Genomic DNA, 24,617 nt, shown 5'->3' with positions numbered 1-24,617 from the left:
CAAGGGCACGTTCGGGTTCATCGTCTCTTAGGTCGTCGGTGCAAAGGGCTGGACGGAAAGGCCGGCCTGTTCGAGCAATTCGCGCAGGCGCTTGGCAATTGCGACGGCGCCCGGGCTGTCGCCATGTACGCAGATCGACTGGGCATCGATCTTCGTCGGTGTGCCATCGATCGCCTCGACGACGCCTTCCTTGACCATGCGCACCATGCGGGCCGCAACGAGTTCGGAATCGTGCAGGACGGAACCCTTTTCGCGGCGGGAAACGAGATTGCCTTCCGGCGTATAGGCGCGGTCGGCAAAGGCTTCGGCGACCACGGTCAGTCCAGCCGCCCGTGCCTGCTCGATCAGCGGTGAGCCAGCCAGCGCCAGCAGAACCAGCGAGGGATCGATCGCACGGATCGCGGCAATGACATCGGCGGCCTGGCGGGCGTCGATGGAGATCGTATTGTAGAGGGCGCCATGCGGCTTCACATAGGTGACGCGTGTGCCGGCGGCCTTGGCCAGGCCCTGCAGCGCGCCGATCTGATAGATGACGTCGCCGACCAGTTCCTCGCTGCTCGGATCCATGTTGCGCCGACCGAAGCCGGCAAGGTCGCGGTAACCGACATGGGCGCCGATTGCCACACCACGTTCCGCGGCGGCCCGTAGCGTCTTCAGGATGCCGGCCGGATCACCGGCATGAAAGCCGCAAGCCACATTGGCGCTGCTGACCACATCGAGCATTGCCGCATCGTCGCCCATCTTCCAGGCGCCGAAGCTTTCTCCAAGATCGCTGTTGAGATCAATGCCGGCCATGATGGCGACCTCTCCTGTGATTATTGATTGAACGCCTAACAAAGCAGGACAATGCTGTCCATAGTGTTGAACAATTTTTGTATATTGCCCTACAAATGATCACTTGCCCACTATCTGTGCATGCTGTGGATTTTACACTTTTTCCTTCATGTTACTCGGCCTTTGCGCCGTCATTTCTCTTGTCGCATTGCAAAAAGCGATTTACCGGATGGTGAAACACGTCCGCATGAAGGGGCACGGCTTGGCCATACGCAAGGCAAGTGGAAGCGGGGCAAAGCCTCGGACCGCGATAGAAAATCGCGCGCAGGTACCCTCTCGGGGAACTGCAGCCACGCCGACGCTTGCCGAAACCGTCGCCGCCCGTATTCGCGAGCAGGTGATATCCGGCAGGCTGACGCCCGGTAGCCACCTGTCCGAGACGGCGCTCAGCGACGAATTGCAGGTTTCGCGCAACACGCTGCGCGAAGTGTTTCGGCTTCTCACCACCGAGGGCCTGCTCCGTTACGAGACCAATCGGGGTGTTTTCGTTTCCACGCCCGACATGTCGACGATCGTCGATATCTATCGTGTGCGCCGCTTCATCGAATGTCCGGCCATCGCCCAGGCCCATCCCGGCCATCCGGCGGTAAGACGCATGCGGGCCGCGGTGGAAGAGGCGCGCAAATGCCGCGACGAGAAGGACTGGCTCGGTGTCGGCAGCGCCGACATCGCCTTTCACGCTGCCATTGTCGAACTTTCCGACAGTCCCCGCCTTGCAAGCTTTTACGCACAGATTTCGTTGGAACTGCGCCTGGTCTTCGGCCTGCTGCAGGATCCGGAATTCCTGCATGGGCCGTTCATTGATCAAAATTTCGAGATCGTCAGCGAGCTGGAAGCGGGCAGGGCCAAGGTTGCAGCCGACCTGCTGGAGGCCTATCTGGTCCGTGCCGAGCGTTTTATTCTCGGTGCTTACGGCCGTGTGTCGGCCTAGGCGTCCACACATTATCCACAGAGAGTTTCAGCCATCGACCGGCTTCATTCGAGCGGTCGATCTGTAGGCCAGGGAACTTCGCGACCGGCAGATAGTTGAAGCCGCATAGACAAGACCACAGGAATTTTCCCCATGACATCGAGATTATTGAGCGTCGCCGCAGTCGTCGGCCTTGCCGGCGTGACCCTTGCAGGCTGTGTCAGTGAAGGCGGCACCTATACGGAATATCGTTATGTCAGCCGCGACGATGGTTATTACTGGCGCGACCGTGATCGTTGGGATCATCATCGTCCGGACCACGGTCCCCGGCCCGGCAACCCTGGAGGCCCCGGCAGGCCGGGAGATCCGGGAAGACCCGGACGCCCCGATCACGGCCACGGCCCTGGCCGGCCGGATCGTCCCGACAATCACAACTGGCGCAATTCGGACCGTGCCGGCCCAGTTCACGGTGGATCTGATCGCGGCGAGCGGAACGGGCTGGGCCATCCCGATACGGGCGGTGCAGGGCGCATTCTGCCGCAGAACTGACATTCTGAACGGCTGAGAATGAAATACGACCACCCGCCCTCAGGATATTCTGAAGGCGGGTGGCAATTCTATATTTGCAGTTCAGTCCTTGGCCCGGTATGCCTCGGGCAGAATGAACACCTCGTCGGCGCGGCCGTAACCGCCATCCTTGACTTCCTCGATCAGCACCATCGTGTGCGGGCGGGCGGCTTCGGAGAAATATTCGACGAGAAGGTTGGTCGCGCGGTGTACGATTTCCTCTTTCTGCGCCCTGTTGAGTGCGCCTTCCGGCGTCTTGATGTTGATGAACGGCATTCTGGTCTCCTTTATCAGTGTCCGGCCATGCTGGCGGGACATGTCCGTTTCACTTGGATGAGTTGAGATGGGCAGGTGTCATCAGGTCTTCGAAGCCGATCCGCTGCAGGAACTGTTCGCGGATCCGGTCGATTACCGCAGACGTGACGACCGCGCCGTCGCTGGCCGGATCGATCACCGCGCGGAAGGGCCTTTTGCCGAAAGGCGTATCGACGATCCTGCCGACCGCCTTCGCCACTTCCGCAGGATCGGCGTCTTCGGGAACGGTTTTTGCAAGAGCTTCCAGCATGCGGTCTGAAAAGCCGGCCGGATAGGCTGACTGGTATTCCTGCGCACGCTGCGTATCTGCCGGCGTTCCCGCATGGGCAAAGTGGTTGGTGCCGCTGGTAAAGGCGCCGGGAACGACGATGGATGTCTCGATGCCGAGCGGCGCAAGTTCGCGGGCATAGGCGACGGCCATGGCATCCATGCCGGCCTTGGCGGCGAAATAGGGTGCCAGCAAGGGCGGGATACCGCCGATGACGCTGCTGCTGCCGATCCAGACGATCAGCCCCTGTCGGGCGGCCCGCATATGCGGCAGCACGGCTCTGTTGACGCGCTGGGTGCCGAGCACATTGACGTCATAGAGCTGCGCCAGCTGTTCCGGAGTAAAGGCTTCGGCCGGACCGAACACCATGTGCCCGGCATTCTGGACCACGACATCCAGCCGACCGTGATCGGCGATGATCCTGTCGGTTGCGGCCTGGACCGAGGCTTCGTCCTGAACATCCAGTTCGATCGGCTTCAGATCGACGCCGTGTTTTGCTGCATAGGATGTCAGCTCGGCGGCATTCGATGCGTTGCGCCCCGCAATGTCACGCATGGAGGCGTAGACCGTATGCCCGCGTCCTGCGAGTTCATCGGCGATCATTCTGCCGAAGCCGCTCGAGGCTCCGGTCACGAGTGTGATATAGGACATAACATCTCTCCTCAGATGACGCCGCCATTGGCGCGGATGACCTGGCCATTGACCCAGCCGCTGTCCGGCCCGGCGAGGAAGGCCACGACATTGGCGATATCCTGTGGCTGGCCGAGGCGTTTCAGCGGGTTCATCGCGATGATGGCGTTGACGACGGCTTCGTTCTTGCCCTTCATGAACAGGTCGGTTTCGACAGGGCCGGGGGCGACGGCGTTGACCGTTATGCCGCGGGTTCCCATTTCCTTGGCGAAGACATGGGTCATCGCTTCCACGGCGGCCTTGGTGGCGGCATAGACCGCATAGGCCGGCTGATAGAGGCCGACGACGCTGGACGAGAAATTGATGATACGTCCGCCGTCCTTCATGCGCCTGCCGGCCTCGCGCATGCCGCGGAAGACACCTGAAAGGTTGGTATTGATCTGGTTTTCAAAACTCTCGTCGCTGGTCTCGACGAGCGGCGATAGCTGCATGATGCCGGCATTGTTGACGAGAATGTCGATCTTGCCGAATGCCGCCCCGGCTGCGTCGAAGAGATCGGTCATGCCTGTCCGGCTGCCGATATCGGCCTTGACGGCAAGGGCATTTCCGCCGGCCTGCTTGATCGCGGCGACGACGCGGTCGGCATCGGCAGCACTGTTGGCGTAATTGACGACGACGCTGATGCCGTCGGCGGAGAGGCGTTGTGCGATGGCGGCGCCGATGCCCTTGGAGGCACCCGTCACGATCGCAACACGAGGTTCGATATTGGTCATGGATCTTGCTCCTTCGTTTCCGATGAGCCAAAGCTATGCCTGCCACCTATTCAGAACAATTGCCTGAATAGCGACATCACAATTCGCCAGGAGCGAACATGGACCGCCTCGATCGCATGCAGCTTTTCGTCCGTGTCGTTGATCGCCGCAGCTTTGCGGCTGCCGCTGCCGATCTTTGTCTGGCGCGGTCAACGGTTACCGAATCCATCAAGCAGCTGGAAAAGGATCTTGGCGTGCGGCTGCTCGATCGCACGACGCGGCACGTGACGACGACGCTTGATGGCCTGGCATTTTACGAGCGGTGCCAGACGGTGCTGGCCGAGGTCGAGGAGGCGGAAAACATCTTTAGGGATGCGCAGCCGCGCGGTCTTTTGCGCGTGGACGCCCACCCGCTGCTGACCCAGACTTTCCTTCTTCCGCATCTAGCGGATTTTCTCGGCCGCTATCCGCTTTTAAAGCTGCAGCTCGGCCAGGGCGACCGGTTGGTCGACATGGTGCGCGAGGGCATCGATTGCGTTATCAGGGCAGGCGAGATCGAAGACAGCGGGCTGATCATGCGCCGGCTCGGCATGATCAGGGAAGTGACCTGCGCAAGCCCCGCCTATATCGAGAAATACGGATTGCCGGTCACGCCGGATGCGCTGGAAGGGCACATGATGATCGGTTTCATCTCCTCGCGCTCCGGCCAGATCATCCCGCTCGAGTTCACGATGAACGGCAAGCTGAAAGAGGTCACGCTGCCTGCTCAGGTGATGGTCAACAATTCCGACACGATGGCGGATCTCGGCCGTCGAGGTTTCGGGATTTTTCAGGCGCCCCGCTATCGTCTCGAAAAGGATATCAGCGCGGGCACACTGGTGGAGTTGCTGCCGGATTATCCGCCGTCACCCACACCCCTGTCCGCGCTTTATCCGCACAGCCGCCATACGGCGCCAAGGCTTCGTGTCTTCCTTGACTGGATCTCCGAGCTTTTTAAGAACGCAGCGCTTTAGCAGAGTTCTCTTCAGGCCCTGCCGCGACCGGCCGCAGACGAGCGCAGATTGTCGAGCAGAACGGCGACGAGGAGAATGAAGCCGCGCACGACATACTGGTAAAAAGCCTGGATGTTGAGGAGGTTCATAACGTTCTCGGCAATGCCCATGATCAGCACGCCGACGATGACGCCGGTCATCGCCGCTCGCCCGCCGGCCAGCGACACGCCACCGAGAACGCAGGCAGAGATAACGGACAGTTCGAGGCCCGTTGCCGCATTCGGCTGGCCCGAGGTGATGCGCGAGGCAAGCAGGATGCCGGCAATGGCGCAGACGAGGCCTTGGAGCGCAAAGATCCAGATGCGCATGCGCACGACATTGACGCCGGCAAGACGGGAAGCTTCCGGATTGCCGCCGATCGCCAGCGTGTTCTTGCCAAAGACCGTGCGGTTGAGCACGAAACCGAAGACGAGGAACAGGATGATCATCACCCAGATCGGCGTCGGGATGGTGAAGAAGCGCGACAGAGCCAGCTGGTAGAAGCTGGGGTCGTTAATACCGACGGCGCGGCCATCCGAGGCGATCAGCGCAAAGCCGCGGACGATCTGCATTGTCGCAAGCGTGGTGATCAGCGCGTTGATGCGGAATTTCGCGATGACCACGCCATTGACGAAGCCGACCGCGCTGCCCGCCAGCAGTGCCGCCAGAAGGCCGAGCAGGATCGAGCCGGACGCGTTCGAGACCATGACGGCGATCATGCCTGAAAAGGCGACCGTCGAGCCGACCGAAAGGTCGAAATCACGCGATGCAAGGCAGAACATCATCGTGCAGGCGACGATGCCGATCGTCACCACCGACTGCAACAGGCCGAGCATGTTGCGCTCGGTCAGAAAGTTCGGAACGAAGATCGACACGATCACGAAGGCAATGGCGAAGATCACCACAAGCCCCTGTTCGCCGAGAAGGATTTTTTTCAACGAATTCATCGGTATCGTTCCTGGATCAGATTGTGCCGGCGGCGTTTTTGTCGGGGAGCGCCGCGGTCAGAATGGTGCGCTCGTTAAAGTCGCTGCGGTTGATATCGGCCGCGACGCGACCCTGGCACATGACCATGATCCGGTCCGATATGCCCATCACTTCCGGTAGCTCGCTTGAGATGACGATGATCGCCATGCCGCCAGCCGCCAGTTCATAGAGGATCTCGTAGATTTCCGACTTGGCGCCGACATCGATGCCGCGGGTCGGTTCGTCGATGACGAGGACCTTCACGCCCTGTTCGGAAAGCCAGCGGCCCAGAATGACCTTCTGCTGGTTGCCGCCGGACAGATTTATGATGTCCTGCTTGCGGGACGGTGTGCGTACCCGAAGCTTGGCGATGAACTGCTCGGCAAGCGCGGCTTCCTTCTTCGGGTTCAGAATGCCGAAAGGCGAAAAATGCCGCCGCGACGAGATGGCGATGTTTTCCTCGATCGAGCGGCCCTGGACGATGCCGTCGAACTTGCGGTCTTCCGGGCAGAGAACCATGCCGGCATTGATCGCAGCCTTGGGATTGTTCGGAGAAACGGCGACGCCATCGATGCTGACCGATCCGTGATGACGGTGGTCGGCGCCGTAAAGCAGCCGTGCCATTTCACTGCGACCGGCGCCGATCAGGCCGAAAAAGCCGAGGATCTCGCCCTTGCGTACTGAAAAGCCGATCGGGCTTGGCAGCTTCGGCCCGGAGAGGTTCTTGACCTCAAGCCGTGCTTCGCCGAGCGGACGTTCGCGCCAGCCCCAGATATTGCTGATCTCGCGGCCGACCATCTCGGCGATGATCTGGTCGCGTGTGGTCTGGGTGACATCGGGATGATGGGCGGCAAGTTTTCCGTCGCGCAGCACGGTCAGGCTGTCGCAAAGGCGAAAGATCTCATCCAGCCGGTGGGACACGTAGAGAATGACGGTGCCGCGCGCCTTCAGGCGCTCGATCAGGGAAAACAGGATCTCGCTTTCGCGCGAGGAGAGGGAGGAGGTGGGTTCATCGAGCGCGATTACCCGCGCCTCCAGCATCACCGCCTTGGCGATTTCCACCATCTGGCGGGCGCCGATCGACAGCGTCGAGACCTTTGCAGTCGGATCGACATCGATGCCGATCTCTTGCAGTTTGGTCCGCACTATCTCGATCAGCGTGCGGCTGTCGATGACGCCGGCTTTGCCTGGAAAACGGCCGAGCCAAAGATTTTCGGCAACGGTCAGTTCCGGGACGAGCTGCAGTTCCTGATGGATGACGATGACGCCGGCATCAAAGGCGTCGCGGACGGACCGGTAATGCTGTTCCACGCCATCGATCGTGATGCTGCCGGTATCGGCCGATTGGTCGCCGGACAGGATGCGGATCAGCGTCGATTTGCCCGCGCCGTTTTCGCCCATCAGTCCGTGCACAGCGCCTTTTTCAACGGAAAAGGAAATGTCGGACAGCGCCTGGACGCCGGGATAGCCTTTGGAAATGGACTGGAATTCGAGGAAAGCCATCGTCGCCCCATCAATGCCGGATGAACGCCCCGGCAGCCTTTCTTGGCTGCTGCCGGGGCATGTCTTGCTTCAAGGATCGCGCGGGCGATGATTATTCGATGCCGAGATCCTTGCGGACCTGCTGGTAATCGCCGCGCAGGGCGAGCGAGCCGGAGGTCAGCGTCAGCTTCGGCGGCTCTTTCTTGTCGGCGATCCACTCGTACATGTTCATCGCGGTCTCATAACCGTGGCGCTTCGGCGAGATGATGACCGTGCCGAAGAAGCCGGTTGCGGCAGGTTTCTTGAACTCGTTGATCGCCGATTCCGCTCCGCCAATGCCGACGCCGATCATGTTGTCGGGCGTGATGCCGACCGATTCCGAGGCGCGCACGGCGCCGAGAACGGCTTCGTCATTCAGGCCGAACGCCACCCAGTGCTTGATGTTGGCGTGTTTGTTGAGGACCGTCGTTGCGGCATTGAGGGCCGCTTCCGTATCGGTCTTTGCCTGCGGCGCGTCAAAAATATTGCCGGCCGGGAAGCCGGCCGTCTTCAGCACCGAGATCGCGCCTTCGACGCGGTCGACGGCCGTCGGCAGCTGGTCGTAGGAGATGCGGATCGCGCCGACATCCTTCATATCCCAGCCGCGCTTCTTGATTTGCGCGGCAAGCGCGGTGCCGACCGTTTCGCCGATCTTGGTTGCCGAAATGCCCATATGCGCGACGTCTTCGAGCGGCTTACCATCGGCGCCGACCAGGCGGTCGTCGACGGTCATCAGCTTGAGATCATTGGCGGCCGCCTTGGCGACGATGCCGGGGCCGAGCTTGACGTCCGGAACACAGATGATGAAGCCCTGGGCGCCCTGGGCGCCGAGATTGTCGATCGCCGACTGGACCTTTTCGCCGTCTTCAGCGCCGATCTTCACCAGCGTGAAGCCCTTTTCCTTGGCTGCCTGCTCGGCAAACTTCCATTCGTCCTGGAACCAGGGTTCTTCCGCTTGCTTGACGACGAAACCGATCTTGACGTCGGCGGCCCATGCCGCGCTCGCGGTCAGGACAACGGCGCCAGCCAAAAACAATGCCTTCAATGAACGCATGAAATCTCTCCCTCTTCTCCGCGTGCCTCCCCGCGGTCGCTCCTCACTATCCAGTAAATATCATACCAGTCAACAGATATGTATGATTTTTTATTTGTCTGTTTGTGGGTCAGCAATCTCGGCCGCCTTGCGCGCCCGGCGCAGGGCATCGGTCATCTCGCTTCTGGCGACGCCAATCAGATGTTCCATCGCATGGCGTGCCGCTTCCGGCCGGCGCATGCGGATGGCTTCGAGCACGTCCTGATGGGTGAGGATCGCTTGTTCATGGCTCTGGCTGGCGCGGTTGGTCAGCCGGAAGCTGGCAAGGAGGGCAGCGCGGATGGCGCTTGCGAACTGGCGGTAGACCCAGTTGCCGCTGGCATTGATGATCGCCGTATGGAACTCGAGATCGGCGCGGCTCCAGTCTTCGGTATCGCGGGAATTGGCCTCCACCATGTCCTCGAAAGCCTTGGAGATCTGATAGAGCTGCCGGGCATTGGCATTGGCAGCGGCCTGGGCTGCGGCAGCGGGCTCCAGGAGCTGGCGGGCGTCGATCAGCGAGGAATAGAAGGCATCGTCACCGCCGACGGCGAGCATGACATCGAGAACGATCGGGTCCAGATAGTTCCAGTTTTCGCGCGGGAGCACGGTGGTTCCGGCGCGTGTGCGCGAGCGCACCATGCCGAGCGCCGATAGATATTGCATCGCCTCGCGCAGGCTGGTGCGGCTGACGCCGAATTTTTCCGTCAGATCGGCCTCGTTCGGAAGCGTCGCGTTTTCCGGAAATGTGCCCGATACGACCATCTCGACCAGACAGTGAAGCAGCGCTTCTCTTACGCTGCGCTTGCCGCGCTGGGCAATCGGCGAGCCATGTTCGGTCAGGATCTGCTTCATCGGTTTGCCTTCATATTTCTGTCCCCTCGTTGCGGCTTGCGGCCACAAGTGCAGCCTGCTTTCGACCCATGATCGGTGAGCCAGTAAGTCTGCAATCAGTAATATGAATGATCTGGTGTTTGTGATCAAATTCAAAAATAAATACTATTTATCTTGACATTTGAGTGCTGGTTTTTAGTCTGATGTTGCGGCTCAAAGGCGGAGGAGCCAGCCGGTCGATTTACGGGCAACCAATATGGCCTGCTGCGCCACGAGGGGAGGGGCATGTCGATATTGGATCTGAAAGCCGGCTCCCTTTCTTTGCGGGTGTCGGCCATGGGCGGATTGATCCTCGGCTTCTGGAAGGAAGACGAAAGTGGCCCTGTGCCGCTTCTCCGCGAGGCGCCGGATGATGCGGATGCGCTTTCTTCGGCTTGTTACCCGCTCGTGCCTTTCGGCAACCGGGTGAAGGGCAATCGCTTCGATTTCGAGGAGCAAAGCTATCGTTTCAGCCCCAACACTTCCTGGGATCCGCATTACCTGCATGGCGAAGGCTGGCTATCGCAATGGAGCGTAGTCGAGCAGAGCGATAATCGCGCCACGATGAGTTTCTCCCATCGCGGCGGCCATACACCTTATATCTATCGCGCGACGCAGACATTCCTGTTGGCAGACGATGGGCTGCAGCTGACGCTCTCGGTTGAAAATCAGGGCGAGGAAGCTCTGCCCTTCGGCCTCGGCTGGCACCCCTTTTTCCCGATGACACCAAAGACGACGCTGTTTGCGCCGGCACAAAGATTCTGGACCGAGGTTGAAGGCTGGCTGCCGGGCGAGGCGACCGCCATTCCAGATGATCTCGATTTCAGCGAACCGGCATGCCTGCCGCATCGCTGGGTCAATAACGGTTTCGAGGACTGGTCGGGTGCGGCGGTGATCGCCTGGCCGGAACGTAGCATGCAGCTCCGCCTGATGGCTGATCCGATCTTAAGGCACGCCGTCCTGTTCATCTCGGATGCAACCTTCGATCCACAGTTTAGGCGCGATTATTTTTGCTTCGAACCGATGTCGCATCTGGCAAACGGTCACAACCTGCCGGGTTTCGGCGGGCTCAAGATCCTGCAGCCCGGCCAGCACATGTCGGGCAGTATCCGGCTCCGACCCGAAAGCCTTACCAGTATTGCTCCCATTAAGGCCGTCAAAACAGCGGCCAACCCCATTCTCTCCTGACCAGGACATGCCCATGAAGATCACCAAGCTCACCACCTATATCGTGCCGCCGCGCTGGCTGTTCCTGAAGATCGAGACGGACGAAGGCATTGTCGGCTGGGGCGAGCCGGTCGTCGAAGGCCGTGCGCTGACCGTCGAGGCGGCCGTTGAGGAAATGGCGGACTATCTGATCGGCAAGGATCCGTTTCTGATCGAGGATCACTGGACGGTTCTTTACCGCGGCGGCTTTTATCGCGGCGGCGCCATCCACATGTCGGCACTTGCGGGCATCGACCAGGCATTGTGGGACATCAAGGGCAAGGCGCTGGGCCAGCCGGTTCATTCTCTCCTCGGCGGGCAACTGCGCGACCGGATAAAAGTCTATTCCTGGATCGGCGGCGACCGTCCCTCAGACGTTGCGCGCAATGCCAAGGAGGTGGTTGCCAACGGTTTTAAAGCGATCAAGCTCAATGGCTGCGAAGAAATGCAGATCGTTGATACCAATGAGAAGGTGGAAAAGGCGGTCGAAACGATCGCCATCATCCGCGAAGCAGTCGGCCCGCATATCGGCATCGGCGTCGATTTCCACGGTCGTGTTCACAAGCCCATGGCGAAGGTTCTGGCCAAGGAGCTCGAACCCTACAAGCTGATGTTCATCGAGGAGCCGGTGCTTTCCGAAAACAAGGAAGCGCTGAAAGAGATCGCCAATCACTCCTCGACGCCCATCGCGCTCGGAGAACGTCTCTATTCCCGTTGGGACTTCAAGTCTGTCTTTGAAGGCGGTTATGTCGATATCATCCAGCCGGATCTGTCGCATGCCGGCGGCATTACCGAATGCCGCAAGATCGCCGCCATGGCCGAGGCCTATGACGTGGCGCTTGCGCCGCATTGCCCGCTCGGACCGATCGCCCTTGCCGCCTGCCTGCAGGTCGATGCGGTCAGCTATAATGCCTTCATTCAGGAGCAGAGCCTCGGCATTCATTACAACAAGTCCAACGACATTCTCGACTATATCGTCAACAAGGACGTCTTCCAGTATTCGGATGGTTTTGTAGCGATCCCGCAGGGACCAGGCCTCGGCGTCGAGGTTGACGAGGCCTATGTGATCGAGCGGGCGAAGGAAGGTCATCGCTGGCGTAACCCGATCTGGCGCCATCCCGATGGCAGCTTTGCCGAGTGGTAAGGAGAACGTGATGACCGGACGACTGGCGGGCAAGCGGATATTCGTGACAGGCGCAGCGCAGGGCATCGGCCTTGCAATCGCAAAGACCTTCTTGCGCGAGGGCGCTGCACTGTTCCTGATCGATCGCGATGCCGACCTTTTGGCACGCGAGGCTGCGGTAATGAAACAGGCCGGCGGTAAGATCGGCTGGTTGTCCGCGGACATCACCGACGCTGCTGCGATCGCCGGTGCCGTCCGTCAGGCGGCGGGGGAGATCGGCGCCATCAATGCACTGGTCAACAATGCCGGGGTCAACGTCTTCGCGGAGCCTCTCGAAACGACCGACGAGGAATGGGACCGCTGTTTCGACATCAACCTGAAGGGCGCCTGGAACTGCTGTAAAGCGGTGTTGCCTGGCATGATCGAGGCCGGCGGCGGCGTCATCCTCAACATCGCCTCGACGCACGCCTTCACCATCATCCCGCATACATTCCCGTACCCGCTGGCAAAACATGCGCTGCTCGGCATGACAAAGTCGCTCGGCCTGGAATATGCGCCGAAAAACGTGCGCGTGAATGCGCTGGCACCCGGTTATGTCTCGACCCAGAAAGTCATCGACTACTGGAACAGTTTTCCCGATCCGGAAGCCGCCAAAGCCGAGACGATGAAACTGCATCCGGGCGGCCGTATTGCCTCGCCGGAAGAGATCGCCATGGCGGCAGTCTTCATGATTTCCGACGAATGCCCTTTCATGAACGCGACCTGCCTCACCGTGGATGGTGGCCTCAGCGTTCAGCAGCATCCGGCGTGATCCTTACGCGATCCGCCGAGCAATCTGGATATGGTCGCCGCAAATCTCTTCGACACGGTTGACGCCAAGGAGAGCGATGTTGCGGTAGAGTTCTGTCATCATGATCGGCACTAAATCCGATGTCGGAACCCGCCGAAGCGATCGGCGGGTTCGCGTGAAAACTATCCGCGGACAACGGCATTGGCATCGGGGTTGAGTGCGGCCATGACGGTGTCGTTGAGGCCGAGGTGACCGCGCACCAGATCGGGCGGGGTAAGTGCCATCCAGCGATTGAGCGAGATGTCGCTGCAGATCCGGCTGTTGAAGACGTTGATGACCGTGACCGGTGTCGTGCCCGTATTCTCGATATAATGGCCGAGCGTGCGCGGAACGAAGCCGACATCGCCTGCCCGATAGTTGAAGGTGCGGGCCTTGGACGTGGCGTCGAACACGGTCATGCGGGCTTCGCCGGCAACATAATATTGCCATTCGTCCGCGTCCGGATGCCAGTGCATTTCGCGCATGCCGCCGGGCTCGATCTCGATGATCAGCGCAGACAGTGTCGTGACGGGGAAGTTCCTGGAGTCGATCGTCTTCACCGTCCCGCCGGCATAGGCCTTTGCAGGCAGCTGCGAGGCGGCATAGACGTAAGGGGTGGGAACCGGCCTGTCCGGCAGCTGTTTTCTGACCACGTCCAGCGGCTCGGGGACGGGCATGCGGAAAATGTATTTTTCCTTCTTCGGCAAGTCAGCGAAGTTCTCGACCGGGACACCGAAATTCTTGGCCAGCACGCTCGGAGGCGTATGGGCCATGTATTCGGTGATCAGCAGGGTTTCGTTTTCCGAGAAATTGCCGTCGTCGAAGACAAGCAGGAATTCCGTGCCTTCTTCCAGTCCCTGGATCGAATGGGGAATGCCTGCTGGAATGAGCCAGACATCGCCGGGTGCCAGGTCATCGACCGACAGATTTCCCTGCGGATCGACCGTGGTCAGGCGAACCGTCCCCGTCAGAATGTAAGCCCACTCGGCTTCCTTGTGCCAATGCAGCTCACGGACGACGCCGGGGCCGAGGCGCATGTTGACGCCGGCCATGGATTTCGAAACGGGAAACTCGCGCAGTGTCACCTCGCGTGCCCAGCCGCCATCTTCAAGACGATTATGCGCCATCGCGAAGGGGAACTTGAGGTTCGGCAGCGAACCGTTATCCGTTTCCGGCGGGATCAGGATGTCGGGGTTCTGGCGGTCGAGCTCGAGGTTGCGCGGGCCGGGGTCATCGGCGCCGCGCGTTCCGCGAATAGGCTGTACAATTGCGTCGTTTGCCATGGGAGCTTTCCTGTCGGAGAGGTTGCAAGTCCGGAATGGATGTCGGTGATCTGCGCGAGTGCTGGTCGGCTTGGTATCGGTTGGTTGCGATATCCTCAGGGGCGCACTTGTCAGGCTTGATGCAGAATTTCATCTTAGTCGCGCCTGCCGCAACTATACGTAGGTGTGGATCGGCAAGACCTTCGGTCTGGCCCGCGACCCGAGATCACCGGGCGGGCCGCGCTGTGACCAGCGCTATGATCGTCGTGATGGCGATGACGGCAAGGATGGCGAAAAGATCGAACGGGCTTGTCCGCTCAAAACCTTCATTTCGCGACAGCACAAAACCGGCGATCGTCATCACGAAGCAGACCAGCCCGGTATAGGCGACGCCGGCTGCGGAAAATACCCAGATGGAAAGCAGGATGAGGGGGCACGTAGAGGGCGCTCGAATACGGCGAAGCCGGGCCGAGGATATCGAGCAGGAAAACCGCTGTTACAGCGAGCGGCGTGACGATAAGAAGTATGTTCGGGGCGCGTTCGTTGATGATCATAACCGTATTCCTTCTGGGCAGCCGGCCAGCCAGCATGCCGGATCACTTGGTTGCGACCGGTTGAGAGGCCGGGCTTGGGATCAAACGTGGTCTGAAGCCAAGGACGATCTGAGGACGCCGGCCGTTTTCGGCCAGGTGGAGATCGTGGCTCCAGGCACTTGCTCATTGCTGCAGAAGGGTACGACTTGGCTGCCGCCGGCGAAATCGTTTCAAGGTCTAGGCCGACGGCACCTTGGTATAGGATGGCCGTGCTGTTCGCCCGGCAACGCCTCTTAGTGGGGATGGTAAGGCCGCCCATATCGATGGGCGATATGGGCGCTGAAGGCCAGGCAGATATACGGCAGTGCCTGTCGATCCACCCCTCCGGATGGCGCATGCAGGATCGGCAACAGGGCTGCGCCGAGGTCGGCAATGGTCTGGTCTTTCACGCCACGGCAGACCGCAAGTTCCTTGACGAGCGGTTCTCCCGCCTTTTCCGCAGGTTCCGTCAGATGGCGGCGGGGGAAGTGAAAAAGGATTGCTTCAAATCGGCCGCAGATCGCAATCGTGGCACCCTGGTCGAGGCTGATAAGGCAAATGGACCCTTCGGTATAACGCTTGAGGGGCGCAGGGGGACGGTCGGGGTAGAGGTCGCGATGTTCCACATCGACGAGATAGAGCACAATCAGAAACGCATCATCCGAAGGCAGGATCACCGGGGCGTCTCCATCCTCGTAATCATGCCGGAGATGTGTAATCGAAAGTTCCGCCCCTTTCAGTGGCCTGGTTACAAGAGAGCTTACGTCATCTGCACCGAAACAATCGGCGATTTCTTCACCTGTTGCCAATGTTCTTCTCGCATTCGCACCCCGGCCATGATCCGAATTTGGGGCGTCCTGTCCAGTATGGATTTGTATATTGTTACTGTGTTTTTTGGCGCCGCGGCTGATCGCTATGGCTTCGCCGGCCGAAATCGGTCAACGTGAGGTGGCTGGCATTTTTGACTGTACAAGACATGATCAGTCGGGCCTCTCGATCAGGAAAGTTGCGCATTTTGGATCATAATTCTGCAAATAGGGCAGAGGCGCGGATCGTGAAGGCGACGGACAGCTTTGGCTGCCCATTCGACAAGCTTTACAAGAACCAGTCCATTCAGGGCGCCGATATCAGCTTCTTCCGCAAGGGCGCTTTGGAGCTGAAGCTGGAACAGGTCACGACGCCCGCCAGCGAGCGCGGATTTGCGATCGGCATTTCGACGACGGGTGGCCATTCGCGCCGGATCTTTCACGAACACCATGCCACGACCTATGATTTCGCCGAGAATTCGATCTATGTCCGAAATCTCGCGGATCCTTACAAGGCGGATCTCGGCGGGCCGTTCGACTTCCTGTTGCTCGAAATCTCGCCCGCAGCGCTTCAGCGGATTGCGCAGGAGAGCGATCTTGCGGGCATCGCGTCGCTGGACATCAAGACGGCATGGAGTGATCCCGTCCTTGCCAATCTCGTAAAAACACTGATCCCGGCGCTTGAACATCCCGAACATGCCAGCAGATTGTTCGTCGATCAGCTGGCATCGGCCATCGGCATTCACATTGTCCAGGAATATGGCGGAAAGCTCGTTTCGGCCAAAGCCTCGAGGAAGCTTTCGCGCTCTCATGAAGCCTTGGCAAAGAACATGTTCCTCGAGAACCTGAAGGGCGACATTTCCATTCTCGATGTCGCAAAAGCCTGCAATCTTTCGCGTGGCTACTTTATCCATGCGTTTCGCGAAACGACAGGCATGACGCCCTACCGCTGGCTCCAGAAGGAACGGATTTCCAGGGCGTGCGAATTGCTTCGAACGTCCGAAATGTCGCTTTCGGACGTGGCAACGGCATGTGGCTTCGCAGACCAGAGCCATTTTACCCGGACATTTGCCAATACGGTCGGAACCACGCCGGGACAATGGCGCCGTAACGCCTGATATGCATGCAACAACCGGGGGGCAACGCGCTCTTCGTCTCGCCGTCGATCACGATTGTGATCTTGCGCGCAACCATACTTAGGTATGGATGGCTTAGACTGACGGCTATAGAACCTGTATCTCAGTTGAGTTTCGACGCGTCTCCGTGCCCGGCAGTATCGCTGCCAGCAAATGCTTTACTGCCAGCATCGGAGACCGACCATGCGTATTCAGGACACCGTTCTTGATCGTGCACCAGCCCTGCCCATCGTCACCGGTGATGTCGATCCGCGCAAATATTCCGGTCCGGTGCAGTCTGGCTCAGGTAGCTGTTTCGAAGCGGTCAGCAAGCCGGTGCCCGGCGGGTTGGCACCCTGGCAGATCAGGCGAGTGGCCGCCCGGATCGAGGAAAGGTTGTCGGAAAAACTGAGCGTCGATGAGCTTGCCGCATTGGCCAAATTGAGCCCGAGTTATTTTGCTGCGGCGTTCCGGCGTAGTTTCGGCATATCGCCCCATGCCTATATCATCGCTCGCCGTGTCGACCACGCCAAGCGGCAGATGCTTGAAGACAAGATACCGCTTTGCCAGATCGCGCTGGAATGTGGGCTGGCAGATCAGGCGCATCTGTCGCGTATTTTCCGGCGCATCGAGGGCATCACGCCGACAGCCTGGCGGCAGAAGCACAGATACCTGGCCGCCACGCGAGCCGCAGCCTGATCGCTGCTCCCAATCCTGTCCGTTCCGGCAGAATGGAGTCGAGGTCTCGAACGCCGGTCTGGTTCTCAAAAAACGCCCCCACTCCGACATCATGTCAGGGTGGGGGCGGCTCGATTGGCGGGTGAATATCAGCCGATCGAGAACGGCACGGTGACGAAGCTCTTGTTTTCGCCGCGCTGGATGAGAAGCAGGACAGCCTTCCGGCCGGCCCTGCCTGCATCCGCAACGGCGGTCTTGGCTTCCTCTGCAGACTTCACCGGCTGCTGGTTGACGGCGACGACCACATCGCCGGGCTGAAGGCCGGCATCGGCGGCAGGCTTGTCCGGCGCGACACTTTCGATGACCGCACCCTTTTCCTGCCTCGACAGGTTCAGGGCCTGGCGCACGTCATCGGTGATATCGGCAAGGCCGATACCGATGGTCGGGACCTTATGCGCGGCAGGACCGGCCTTGCCGCTTTCGGCGGATGCCTGTTCCTGATCCTGGCTGTTGCCGCCGATCGTCAGCTGCAGCGTCCGGGATGCGCCCTGGCGCCAGACCGTCAGATCCTGGCGGTCACCGGGGGCAAGGTCAGCCACCATGCGGGAGAGATCGCGTGGGCTCGAAACCGGCTTTCCGCCGAGTGCGGTGATGACGTCGCCGGTCTTGACCCCGGCCTTGGAGGCAGGCGTGTCATCATTGACGCCGGCGACCAGGGCACCGTCAGCCTTGTCGAGACCGATGGCATTGGCGACATCCGCGGTGACGGGCTGGATTTCGACACCGAGGAAGCCGTGCTCGATCGAGCCGTTCTTGATCAGCTTGGCAACGATGTTCTGTGCCTGATCGGACGGAATGGCAAAGCCGACACCGACGCTACCACCATTCGGCGAATAGATCGCCGTGTTGATGCCGACCACCTGGCCTTCCGTGTCGACCAGCGGTCCGCCCGAATTGCCATGGTTGATCGGCGCATCGATCTGGATGAAGTCGTCATAGGGGCCGGAATGCAGGTCGCGGCCACGAGCCGAGACAATGCCCGCTGTCACGGTCGTGCCGATGCCGAACGGATTGCCGATCGCCAGAATCTGGTCACCGAGCTTGAGTTTGTCGGAATCGCCCCAGGCGACGGTCGCCAGCGGCTTCTTGGCTTCGATCTTGACCACTGCGAGGTCGGATTTCGGATCGGCACCGATCAGCTTGGCGGGCAATTCGGTTCCGTCATCAAGCGTGACCTTAATGCTCATCGCCTTGTCGATCACGTGGTTATTGGTGACGATGTAGCCGTTCGAGCTGATGATAAAGCCGGATCCCAGAGCCTGGGCATGCTGTGACTGCCGCTGTTCAGGGGCCTGGCGCGGCATGGGGATGCCCTTCTGGCCGAAGAACTGCTGGAACTGTTCGTTGAAGGGCGAATCTTCGCCGAACGGAGATGCCTCGGTCGCGGCGACCGGTTCCGCCTTCATCGTGCTGGTGATCGTAACGACCGCAGGTTTGTCTGCAGAGACGATCGATGCGAACGAACCGGCCGGCGCAACGATCCCGGCAACGGCCGGTGTCGACGAGGCGGCGGCGAAGGCCGAATTCGTGCCGAGGATGATCGGGGCTGCCAGTGGCACGGCGATAATGGCGGCGCCGACCAAAGCCAGGATCCGGTTTCTTTGAATGATATTCGGCTTTCTTTCAGTGATGTTCGACATGGGTTTTCACTTTCTGGCTAAAATTGGGACAAGCGGGCTCATCGCTACCGGTGAGGTGGCGTGCGAGTGGTCGATCATGGGCATTTCAGGATGCCGGCCCTGGCCGGCAGGAATGGGTCAGTTGCAGACGCGGACGCGATACATGTCGCCCCAACGATCCTGATGCCAGGCGATGTGGCAGGACGGATAATAGGAGACGACCGGACCGCGGCCATAGACATAGGGCGGAGGCCCGTAGGGTGCGGTGGCATAGACCGGAGCACCGTAGCCATAGGCGTTGGTAGCGCCGGCAACCAATGCACCGCCGACGATGGCGCCGGCTACGCCGGCGGCAAGGCCGCGGCCGAAATTATCATGAGCTTCAGCCTGCGAGGCGGTGACGAGAGCCGTGCTGGCTATCGTCAAGGCGACTAGACCGGTGGTGACGAACTGACGTGTCGTAGTCAACATGGTCGAGATCCTTCGTAATGGTTCGACGGTCATTGGCGTTCTGCTGTGACCATGAAAAGGAAATTAGTCTGTTCTTGATTACAGCCGGATATCCGGGCGGTTAAACCTTGGTAACCTTTGGACGATCCGACTGTGCGGGGGAGCTTGGCCGGCATCAGGCGCCGACCAGGCCGGTGCCGATCATGTTTCCCGGAACGATGACCTTGTCATATTGCGCCTCGGTGACGAAACCGGAGGAGAGAGCTGCTGCCTTCAGCGTCGAGCCCGTGGCTGCGGCGTTTTCGGCAATATGCGCGGCCTTCTGGTATCCGATGACGGGAGAGAGTGCGGTGACCAGCATCAGGTTATTGTCGACATAGGACTGAATGCGATCCCGGTCGATCTCCGTGCCTTCGACGGAATAGGTCCGGAACTTCTCGCAGCCATCGGCGAGGATTGCAGCCGAGTGCAGGAAGTTATTGATGATGATCGGGCGCATCGCATTGAGCTCGAAATTGCCCTGGCTGCCCGCAAAGGCCGTTGCCGTGTCGTCTCCGATCACCTGGATCGAAATCATCACCATCGCCTCGCACTGGGTCGGGTTGACCTTGCCGGGCATGATGGAGGAGCCCGGTTCATTGGCCGGCAGTTTCAGCTCGCCGAAGCCGCAGCGTGGGCCGGAAGCGAGCCAGCGCATGTCATTGGCGATCTTCATCAGCGAGACGGCGGCGCCGCGCAGCGCGGCCGAGGCGCGCACCATCGGATCGAGCGAGCCCTGCGCCATGAACTTGTTCGGCGCCGTGACGAAGGGTTTTCCGGTCAGCTCGGCGATCTTGCTCGCGACATTGACAGAAAATCCGGCCGGTGCGTTGAGGCCCGTGCCAACGGCGGTGCCGCCGAGCGCGAGTTCCAGCAGGCCTTCACGGGCGTGCCGGATTTCGGAGATGACGGCGCGGATCTGGGCGGCCCATCCCGACCATTCCTGCCCGACCGACAGCGGCGTCGCATCCTCGAGATGGGTTCGGCCGACCTTGACCACGTCCATCCAGCCGTAGGCCTTCGTTTCGATTGTCGAGGCGAGCTTGTCGAGTTCGGGTATGAGGCGGTCGTCGATGATCGTCACCGCGGCGATATGCATTGCCGTCGGAAAGCTGTCATTGGAAGACTGGCCCATATTGACGTCGTCGTTCGGGCCAACCGGATGCTGCGAGCCGAGCGTGCCGCCGAGCAGCTGGATCGCCCGGTTCGACAGGACTTCGTTGACATTCATGTTGGACTGCGTGCCTGAGCCGGTCTGCCAGACAAACAGCGGAAAGTGATCGTCGAGCTTGCCGGCGATCGCCTCGTCGGCGGCCTTGACGATGGCATCAACCTTCCAGCCAGGGAGATGCCCGGACTGGCCGTTGACGAGAGCGGCCGCCTTCTTGACGGTGCCATAGGCCCGGTAGACGGCTTTCGGCATCCGGTCGCCGCCGATATTGAAATGGAGGAGCGACCTCTGTGTCTGGGCGCCCCAGTATCGGTCGGCCGGCACCTTGACCTCACCCATGCTGTCGAACTCCGTCCGCTCGCCGGCGGCATCGAGGCCGATCGCAACATCCTTCATGACAGGGTGGCTGTTGGCGGTATCATTCATGGTCTCAATCCTTTCGTCCGTATGAAGAAGAGGGGTCTGCGGGATAACCCGAGAGTGGCAACGCCAGGCCGATGCCGATGGCGATCGTGGTCACGGCGGTGGTAATGGCGAGTGCCAACGTGTTGGCGATCAGGTCGTGCGGGGCGGTGGCTCCCTGTGCCATCAGCTGCAGCCCGCCGATTCCTGCGCGAAATCCGTAGGAGCCGGGGATCATCGCGACGACGCCCGGGAAGGCGAAGACGACGGCAGGCACGCGATGGACCGCGGCTGCCAGCCTTGCGACGAGGGCCGCAGAGACCGCACCGATCAGGGATGCGATCGGCAGGCTCAGCCCCAGTTCCTCAAGGCCGGTGCGCAGACCGTGGCCGGCCATGCCCGCGAGAAGGCAGAAGCCGATCGCCCTTGGTGGAACGCCGAACAGCAGGGCGAAACCCGCTGCAGCGAGAGCGGAAAACAGCAGGTCTTCGATGACGGGAAGAGTGCCGGGACCGACGTCCACAGGCAGATCGGCACCAGTCGCGAACCCGACTGTATAAAGTGCAAACCCGATCGCCAGCACGAGCGAGATACCTGTCGCCAGCCGGGCAATGCCGTTGCCCGCATGACCTGTGGCGATCTCGCGAATACCGTTGATCAGGGGCACGCCGGGAACGAGGATCATTCCGGCCGCCGTCAGCGCAAGGATCGGCGATTCTCCCGGCCACAGCCGCAGGACAAAGACCGCAACGAGGCCGCTAATGATCGCGGTAGCGAAAGTAACCGCGAATGCATTCGGCAGGAATGCCGGCAGATGTTTCCGCAGAAATGCACTGACGAGGCCGGTCACGAAGGATACGATCGCGACAGAACAGGGTGACCCGAACAGCATTGCCAATGAGCCGGTGGTGACTGCCACGCCGAGCATGACGACATATTCCGGATAGTCGTGACCGTCGGATTCGGCTGCATCGATCCGCTGCTCTATCGCAGCAAATCCATCTTTCCCGATCCGCGCATCATCGACGATCCGCTGGATTTCCAGCAGTTTTCCCATGTTGACGGCTGTTGCCGTGACTTCATGGCCGACCTTGGTGCTGAACTGCTCCTCGGTGCCGACCGTGACCAGAATACCTTCCGGGGTGACCAGTACATGCGCCGCATGGCCAAGGTGCCCGGCAACTTCCGTGACATTGTGGACGACATGGCGGGTGTCGGCGCCATTCACGTAGAGCAGTCGGCCGATACGCGCAGCAATATGGGCTGCGCGTGCCGGAGGAATGGAAGCCCGAGGTTGTGGAGCTTGGCTGTCACCGACCTTTATCATGGCAGGTCACACAAATTCCAGGCCGAGCACGGAAGCGGTTTCGGACCTGATCCTGTGGCAGGCATCGGCATCGGTCTTGAGGTCGATGCCATAGGTCGGGATGACCTCGCGCAGGCGAGGCAGCCAGCCGTCTTCCGTCAGCCTGTCGGCAAAGCACTTTTCCAGAACTTCGATCGCAATAAAGGCCGCGGTCGAAGCGCCGGGGGAGGCGCCGAGGAGTGCGACAAGGGAATTGTCGGCAGCCGCGATCAGTTCCGTGCCGAATTCCAGCTCGCCACCCACATGTCCCTTCGGCTTGATGATCTGCACGCGCTGACCGGCAACCGCCTCCGTCCAGTCTTCACGCCGTGCCATCGGGAAGAAGTGTTGCAGGGTTTCGAATTTGGCGCGGTCGGTTTCGACCACTTGCCCGACAAGATATTCCTCAAGCTGCAGGCTGTGGAAGGCCACGTCCAGCATCGGCAGGATGTTGGAGGGACGGATCGAACCGAAGAGATCGAGATAGGATCCTTCCTTGAGGAACTTGGTCGAAAAGCCGGCATAGGGGCCAAACAGGACCGAACGCCTGCCGCCGATGATGCGTGTGTCGAGGTGAGGCACGGACATGGGCGGGGAGCCATGCGCCGCCTTGCCATAAACCTTGGCATGGTGACGGCTGGCGACTGCAGCCTCGTCACACCGAAGCCAGATGCCGCTGACCGGAAAACCGCCATAACCGTGGCCTTCGGGAATGCCGGATTTCTGCAGGAGCTCGATTGATGCGCCGCCGGCACCGATGAAAACGAAGCTGGCGATGGTGGAAGAGATATAGCCGGTTTCGGCATCTTCGACCTCGACGCGCCATTTGCCGTTCTCCGTGCGGGTGAGGTCGCTGACCCTATGCCTGTAGAAGACGGAGAAACCGCTTTGCGCCGAAAGTTGCGACATCAGCAGATGGGTGAGGGCGCCATAATCGACATCCGCACCCGAGACGATCCGTGTGGCGGCAACGGGCTCATCACCGGCGCGACCTTCCATGACGAGCGGAGCCCATTCCTCGATCCTGGACGAGACATCCGAAAATTCCATGCCGTGATAGCAATGGCTCTTTGTCATGGCCTCGAAGCGCTTGCGCAGAAACGCGACATTGGCATCTCCGGTCACGAAGCTCATATGCGGGCAGGCATGCAGGAAGGCGCCGGGATCCTTGATCGCGTCCTTGCGGACGAGATGCGACCACAGCTGGCGCGAGAGATCGAACTCGACATTGACCTCCAGCGCCTTGTGGATGTCGACAGTGCCGTCGGCGCGCTGGGGCGTGTAATTCAGCTCGCAATTGGCCGCATGGCCGGTCCCGGCATTGTTCCATCCATGCGAGCTTTCGAGCGCGCAATCGCCGAGCGTTTCGAACACGACCACGGACAGGCTGGGTTCCAGCTCCTTCAGCATGGTCGCGACCGTTGCGCTCATGATGCCGGCGCCGATGAGGACGATATCGGCTTTCTCGTTCACGTCAGCCATGTGCTTCATCCTTCGACTGGAGCGAGGTTGATGCGACGAAGCCCGCGGCGGAACCGCTGGCGAGGATCACGTAGGCACGCCGCCAGGGGGCGTCGCCCAGCAGCCTCCAGCGATGCCCGCCGCCCGTCGTGTCTTCGGCAAGAAGGATATCGCCGGGACGGATGGTGAAACGCTTTCCAAGCTTGGTTTCGAACTCGAGCGTGCCACTCAAGGTCAGAACGAACTGCCGGATCGGGGCCGGGTGCCAGGCATATTCACCGCCGGGTGCGGTCTCGCGAAACGAGATCGAGGCGGTGTCGAAAACAGCGCTCAGCGTGTCGCCCCGATCTCCCTTCGGAAGATCGATAAGCCCCTCTTCAAACTCGGAATTGCCCTCGCTGTCGGTCCAGATCCGCACGCATCGAAACATGTCTTTCACCTCACTGTTCGGCAGGCTCCAGCAAGAGGAGGCCTGGCCGGCTTGTCGTGAGGTTCAGCCTAAGGCGCCAACAATCAGCGGCGATATCAAGCTTAGGTATAGGTCGGGCCAGACCTTCGCTTAACGATACCGGCACATGTCCCATAGAGCGGCAGGCCTCGCGGCGAGGCTCCGATACGATCCGCCTGGCGCCCTAAACATACGTATGATTCAGCGACCACGGAATGGAGGCTAGGCTTTCGACAATTCACGGATCACGCCCGCCTGCCGGGCAGGAGAGAGGTCGAACGATGTATGAAGA

25 protein-coding genes are annotated in these 24,617 nt (G+C 60.5%); 9 read left to right on the top strand and 16 right to left on the bottom strand.

The genetic code is table 11. From position 1 onward, the window contains the following. Positions 1-27: 27 nt before the first annotated feature. A complete protein-coding gene (locus FHW37_RS03475) occupies positions 28-795 on the bottom strand; it encodes a LamB/YcsF family protein (protein WP_145632518.1) in 768 nt (255 codons plus the stop codon). Between the two features lie 289 nt (positions 796-1,084). On the opposite strand from FHW37_RS03475, the gene FHW37_RS03470 reads away from it, so the two are divergent. Then, positions 1,085-1,765: a GntR family transcriptional regulator gene (locus tag FHW37_RS03470; RefSeq protein WP_246690682.1), complete on the top strand. Its 681-nt coding sequence runs from the start codon at positions 1,085-1,087 to the stop codon at positions 1,763-1,765. Positions 1,766-1,897: 132 nt separating this feature from the next. After that, positions 1,898-2,293 (top strand): hypothetical protein, encoded by a 396-nt coding sequence (locus tag FHW37_RS03465; RefSeq protein WP_145632516.1) that lies wholly within the window; start codon positions 1,898-1,900, stop codon positions 2,291-2,293. An 81-nt stretch (positions 2,294-2,374) separates the two neighbouring features. Here FHW37_RS03465 and FHW37_RS03460 read toward each other — a convergent pair whose 3' ends face one another. From FHW37_RS03460 to FHW37_RS03450, 3 genes are read right to left on the bottom strand one after another with little or no spacing between them, the layout of a single operon-like run. Then, positions 2,375-2,587, bottom strand: a complete 213-nt coding sequence (locus FHW37_RS03460) for a tautomerase family protein (protein WP_145632514.1) — start codon at positions 2,585-2,587, stop codon at positions 2,375-2,377. 49 nt (positions 2,588-2,636) lie between these two features. Continuing rightward, a complete protein-coding gene (locus FHW37_RS03455; protein ID WP_145632512.1) occupies positions 2,637-3,545 on the bottom strand; it encodes an SDR family oxidoreductase in 909 nt (302 codons plus the stop codon). 11 nt (positions 3,546-3,556) lie between these two features. Further along, positions 3,557-4,297, bottom strand: coding sequence for an SDR family oxidoreductase (locus tag FHW37_RS03450; RefSeq protein ID WP_145632509.1), 741 nt, complete (start codon positions 4,295-4,297; stop codon positions 3,557-3,559). Between the two features lie 98 nt (positions 4,298-4,395). Between FHW37_RS03450 and FHW37_RS03445 the strand changes: the two genes are divergently transcribed. After that, on the top strand, positions 4,396-5,289 hold the full coding sequence (locus FHW37_RS03445) for a LysR family transcriptional regulator (RefSeq protein WP_145632506.1): 894 nt from the start codon (positions 4,396-4,398) through the stop codon (positions 5,287-5,289). A gap of 11 nt (positions 5,290-5,300) precedes the next feature. Here FHW37_RS03445 and araH read toward each other — a convergent pair whose 3' ends face one another. From araH to FHW37_RS03425, 4 genes are all read right to left on the bottom strand, one after another. Continuing rightward, the gene (gene araH, locus FHW37_RS03440) at positions 5,301-6,254 is read right to left on the bottom strand and encodes an L-arabinose ABC transporter permease AraH (protein WP_145632503.1); all 954 of its coding nucleotides are present in this window, start codon (positions 6,252-6,254) and stop codon (positions 5,301-5,303) included. 16 nt (positions 6,255-6,270) lie between these two features. Continuing rightward, positions 6,271-7,776, bottom strand: a complete 1,506-nt coding sequence (araG, locus tag FHW37_RS03435; protein ID WP_145632500.1) for an L-arabinose ABC transporter ATP-binding protein AraG — start codon at positions 7,774-7,776, stop codon at positions 6,271-6,273. A gap of 91 nt (positions 7,777-7,867) precedes the next feature. Beyond that, a complete protein-coding gene (locus FHW37_RS03430) occupies positions 7,868-8,848 on the bottom strand; it encodes an arabinose ABC transporter substrate-binding protein (protein WP_145632497.1) in 981 nt (326 codons plus the stop codon). Positions 8,849-8,938: 90 nt separating this feature from the next. Beyond that, entirely contained in the window at positions 8,939-9,721 is a 783-nt protein-coding gene (locus FHW37_RS03425; protein WP_145632493.1) for a FadR/GntR family transcriptional regulator, read from the bottom strand. Between the two features lie 264 nt (positions 9,722-9,985). On the opposite strand from FHW37_RS03425, the gene FHW37_RS03420 reads away from it, so the two are divergent. The 3 genes from FHW37_RS03420 to FHW37_RS03410 are packed head-to-tail and all read left to right on the top strand — an operon-like array spanning position 9,986 to position 12,879. After that, positions 9,986-10,927: an aldose 1-epimerase gene (locus FHW37_RS03420; protein ID WP_145632491.1), complete on the top strand. Its 942-nt coding sequence runs from the start codon at positions 9,986-9,988 to the stop codon at positions 10,925-10,927. Positions 10,928-10,940: 13 nt separating this feature from the next. Further along, positions 10,941-12,089, top strand: a complete 1,149-nt coding sequence (gene dgoD / locus FHW37_RS03415; protein WP_145632488.1) for a galactonate dehydratase — start codon at positions 10,941-10,943, stop codon at positions 12,087-12,089. Positions 12,090-12,099: 10 nt separating this feature from the next. Next, a complete protein-coding gene (locus FHW37_RS03410) occupies positions 12,100-12,879 on the top strand; it encodes an SDR family oxidoreductase (protein ID WP_145632485.1) in 780 nt (259 codons plus the stop codon). A 161-nt stretch (positions 12,880-13,040) separates the two neighbouring features. On the opposite strand, the gene FHW37_RS03405 is transcribed toward FHW37_RS03410, so the two are convergent. Next, positions 13,041-14,180 carry a cupin domain-containing protein gene (locus FHW37_RS03405; protein ID WP_145632482.1) on the bottom strand — a complete coding sequence of 380 codons (1,140 nt, stop codon included), beginning with the start codon at positions 14,178-14,180 and terminating at the stop codon, positions 13,041-13,043. 305 nt (positions 14,181-14,485) lie between these two features. Beyond that, a complete protein-coding gene (locus tag FHW37_RS03400; protein ID WP_145632478.1) occupies positions 14,486-14,713 on the bottom strand; it encodes a hypothetical protein in 228 nt (75 codons plus the stop codon). A 242-nt stretch (positions 14,714-14,955) separates the two neighbouring features. Here FHW37_RS03400 and FHW37_RS03395 point away from each other — a divergent pair, with 242 nt between their 5' ends. From FHW37_RS03395 to FHW37_RS03385, 3 genes are all read left to right on the top strand, one after another. Next, complete coding sequence (locus tag FHW37_RS03395; RefSeq protein WP_145632476.1) at positions 14,956-15,678, top strand: hypothetical protein; 723 nt, start codon at positions 14,956-14,958, stop codon at positions 15,676-15,678. A gap of 107 nt (positions 15,679-15,785) precedes the next feature. After that, a complete protein-coding gene (locus FHW37_RS03390; protein WP_246690650.1) occupies positions 15,786-16,655 on the top strand; it encodes a helix-turn-helix domain-containing protein in 870 nt (289 codons plus the stop codon). 201 nt (positions 16,656-16,856) lie between these two features. After that, the gene (locus tag FHW37_RS03385; RefSeq protein WP_246690649.1) at positions 16,857-17,351 is read left to right on the top strand and encodes a helix-turn-helix domain-containing protein; all 495 of its coding nucleotides are present in this window, start codon (positions 16,857-16,859) and stop codon (positions 17,349-17,351) included. Between the two features lie 128 nt (positions 17,352-17,479). Here the strand turns inward: FHW37_RS03385 and FHW37_RS03380 are convergent, their stop codons facing one another. The 6 genes from FHW37_RS03380 to FHW37_RS03355 form a co-directional block, all read right to left on the bottom strand. Continuing rightward, complete coding sequence (locus tag FHW37_RS03380) at positions 17,480-19,030, bottom strand: DegQ family serine endoprotease (RefSeq protein WP_145632470.1); 1,551 nt, start codon at positions 19,028-19,030, stop codon at positions 17,480-17,482. A 117-nt stretch (positions 19,031-19,147) separates the two neighbouring features. Next, a complete protein-coding gene (locus FHW37_RS03375; RefSeq protein WP_145632468.1) occupies positions 19,148-19,480 on the bottom strand; it encodes a hypothetical protein in 333 nt (110 codons plus the stop codon). A gap of 154 nt (positions 19,481-19,634) precedes the next feature. Next, positions 19,635-21,095: a class II fumarate hydratase gene (fumC, locus tag FHW37_RS03370; RefSeq protein ID WP_145632466.1), complete on the bottom strand. Its 1,461-nt coding sequence runs from the start codon at positions 21,093-21,095 to the stop codon at positions 19,635-19,637. Positions 21,096-21,099: 4 nt separating this feature from the next. Beyond that, entirely contained in the window at positions 21,100-22,398 is a 1,299-nt protein-coding gene (locus tag FHW37_RS03365) for a threonine/serine ThrE exporter family protein (protein WP_145632464.1), read from the bottom strand. A gap of 6 nt (positions 22,399-22,404) precedes the next feature. Continuing rightward, positions 22,405-23,898: a malate dehydrogenase (quinone) gene (gene mqo / locus FHW37_RS03360; protein WP_145632461.1), complete on the bottom strand. Its 1,494-nt coding sequence runs from the start codon at positions 23,896-23,898 to the stop codon at positions 22,405-22,407. Beyond that, complete coding sequence (locus tag FHW37_RS03355; RefSeq protein WP_145632458.1) at positions 23,891-24,307, bottom strand: hypothetical protein; 417 nt, start codon at positions 24,305-24,307, stop codon at positions 23,891-23,893. The genes mqo and FHW37_RS03355 overlap by 8 nt, the downstream gene beginning before the upstream one ends. Between the last annotated feature and the right edge of the window lie 310 nt (positions 24,308-24,617).

Origin of the sequence: Neorhizobium alkalisoli (assembly GCF_007829835.1) — a bacterium.
Classification (GTDB): Bacteria; Pseudomonadota; Alphaproteobacteria; order Rhizobiales; family Rhizobiaceae; genus Neorhizobium.
The sequence above is the reverse complement of the archived record's forward strand: the minus strand, read 5'-3'. Positions and strand labels throughout refer to the sequence as shown.

Bases quoted from the DNA above. Each gene is read 5' to 3' on its own strand.
- FHW37_RS03355 (WP_145632458.1), bottom strand. From the start codon at position 24,307: ATGTTTCGATGCGTGCGGATCTGGACCGACAGCGAGGGCAATTCCGAG.
- fumC (WP_145632466.1), bottom strand. From the start codon at position 21,095: ATGAATGATACCGCCAACAGCCACCCTGTCATGAAGGATGTTGCGATC.
- FHW37_RS03410 (WP_145632485.1), top strand. From the start codon at position 12,100: ATGACCGGACGACTGGCGGGCAAGCGGATATTCGTGACAGGCGCAGCG.
- FHW37_RS03395 (WP_145632476.1), top strand. From the start codon at position 14,956: ATGGCCGTGCTGTTCGCCCGGCAACGCCTCTTAGTGGGGATGGTAAGG.
- FHW37_RS03405 (WP_145632482.1), bottom strand. From the start codon at position 14,180: ATGGCAAACGACGCAATTGTACAGCCTATTCGCGGAACGCGCGGCGCC.
- FHW37_RS03365 (WP_145632464.1), bottom strand. From the start codon at position 22,398: ATGATAAAGGTCGGTGACAGCCAAGCTCCACAACCTCGGGCTTCCATT.
- FHW37_RS03430 (WP_145632497.1), bottom strand. From the start codon at position 8,848: ATGCGTTCATTGAAGGCATTGTTTTTGGCTGGCGCCGTTGTCCTGACC.
- FHW37_RS03455 (WP_145632512.1), bottom strand. From the start codon at position 3,545: ATGTCCTATATCACACTCGTGACCGGAGCCTCGAGCGGCTTCGGCAGA.
- FHW37_RS03385 (WP_246690649.1), top strand. From the start codon at position 16,857: ATGCGTATTCAGGACACCGTTCTTGATCGTGCACCAGCCCTGCCCATC.
- FHW37_RS03375 (WP_145632468.1), bottom strand. From the start codon at position 19,480: ATGTTGACTACGACACGTCAGTTCGTCACCACCGGTCTAGTCGCCTTG.
- mqo (WP_145632461.1), bottom strand. From the start codon at position 23,898: ATGGCTGACGTGAACGAGAAAGCCGATATCGTCCTCATCGGCGCCGGC.
- araG (WP_145632500.1), bottom strand. From the start codon at position 7,776: ATGGCTTTCCTCGAATTCCAGTCCATTTCCAAAGGCTATCCCGGCGTC.
- FHW37_RS03445 (WP_145632506.1), top strand. From the start codon at position 4,396: ATGGACCGCCTCGATCGCATGCAGCTTTTCGTCCGTGTCGTTGATCGC.
- FHW37_RS03420 (WP_145632491.1), top strand. From the start codon at position 9,986: ATGTCGATATTGGATCTGAAAGCCGGCTCCCTTTCTTTGCGGGTGTCG.
- FHW37_RS03460 (WP_145632514.1), bottom strand. From the start codon at position 2,587: ATGCCGTTCATCAACATCAAGACGCCGGAAGGCGCACTCAACAGGGCG.
- FHW37_RS03380 (WP_145632470.1), bottom strand. From the start codon at position 19,030: ATGTCGAACATCACTGAAAGAAAGCCGAATATCATTCAAAGAAACCGG.
- dgoD (WP_145632488.1), top strand. From the start codon at position 10,941: ATGAAGATCACCAAGCTCACCACCTATATCGTGCCGCCGCGCTGGCTG.
- FHW37_RS03450 (WP_145632509.1), bottom strand. From the start codon at position 4,297: ATGACCAATATCGAACCTCGTGTTGCGATCGTGACGGGTGCCTCCAAG.
- FHW37_RS03400 (WP_145632478.1), bottom strand. From the start codon at position 14,713: ATGATCATCAACGAACGCGCCCCGAACATACTTCTTATCGTCACGCCG.
- FHW37_RS03475 (WP_145632518.1), bottom strand. From the start codon at position 795: ATGGCCGGCATTGATCTCAACAGCGATCTTGGAGAAAGCTTCGGCGCC.
- araH (WP_145632503.1), bottom strand. From the start codon at position 6,254: ATGAATTCGTTGAAAAAAATCCTTCTCGGCGAACAGGGGCTTGTGGTG.
- FHW37_RS03425 (WP_145632493.1), bottom strand. From the start codon at position 9,721: ATGAAGCAGATCCTGACCGAACATGGCTCGCCGATTGCCCAGCGCGGC.
- FHW37_RS03465 (WP_145632516.1), top strand. From the start codon at position 1,898: ATGACATCGAGATTATTGAGCGTCGCCGCAGTCGTCGGCCTTGCCGGC.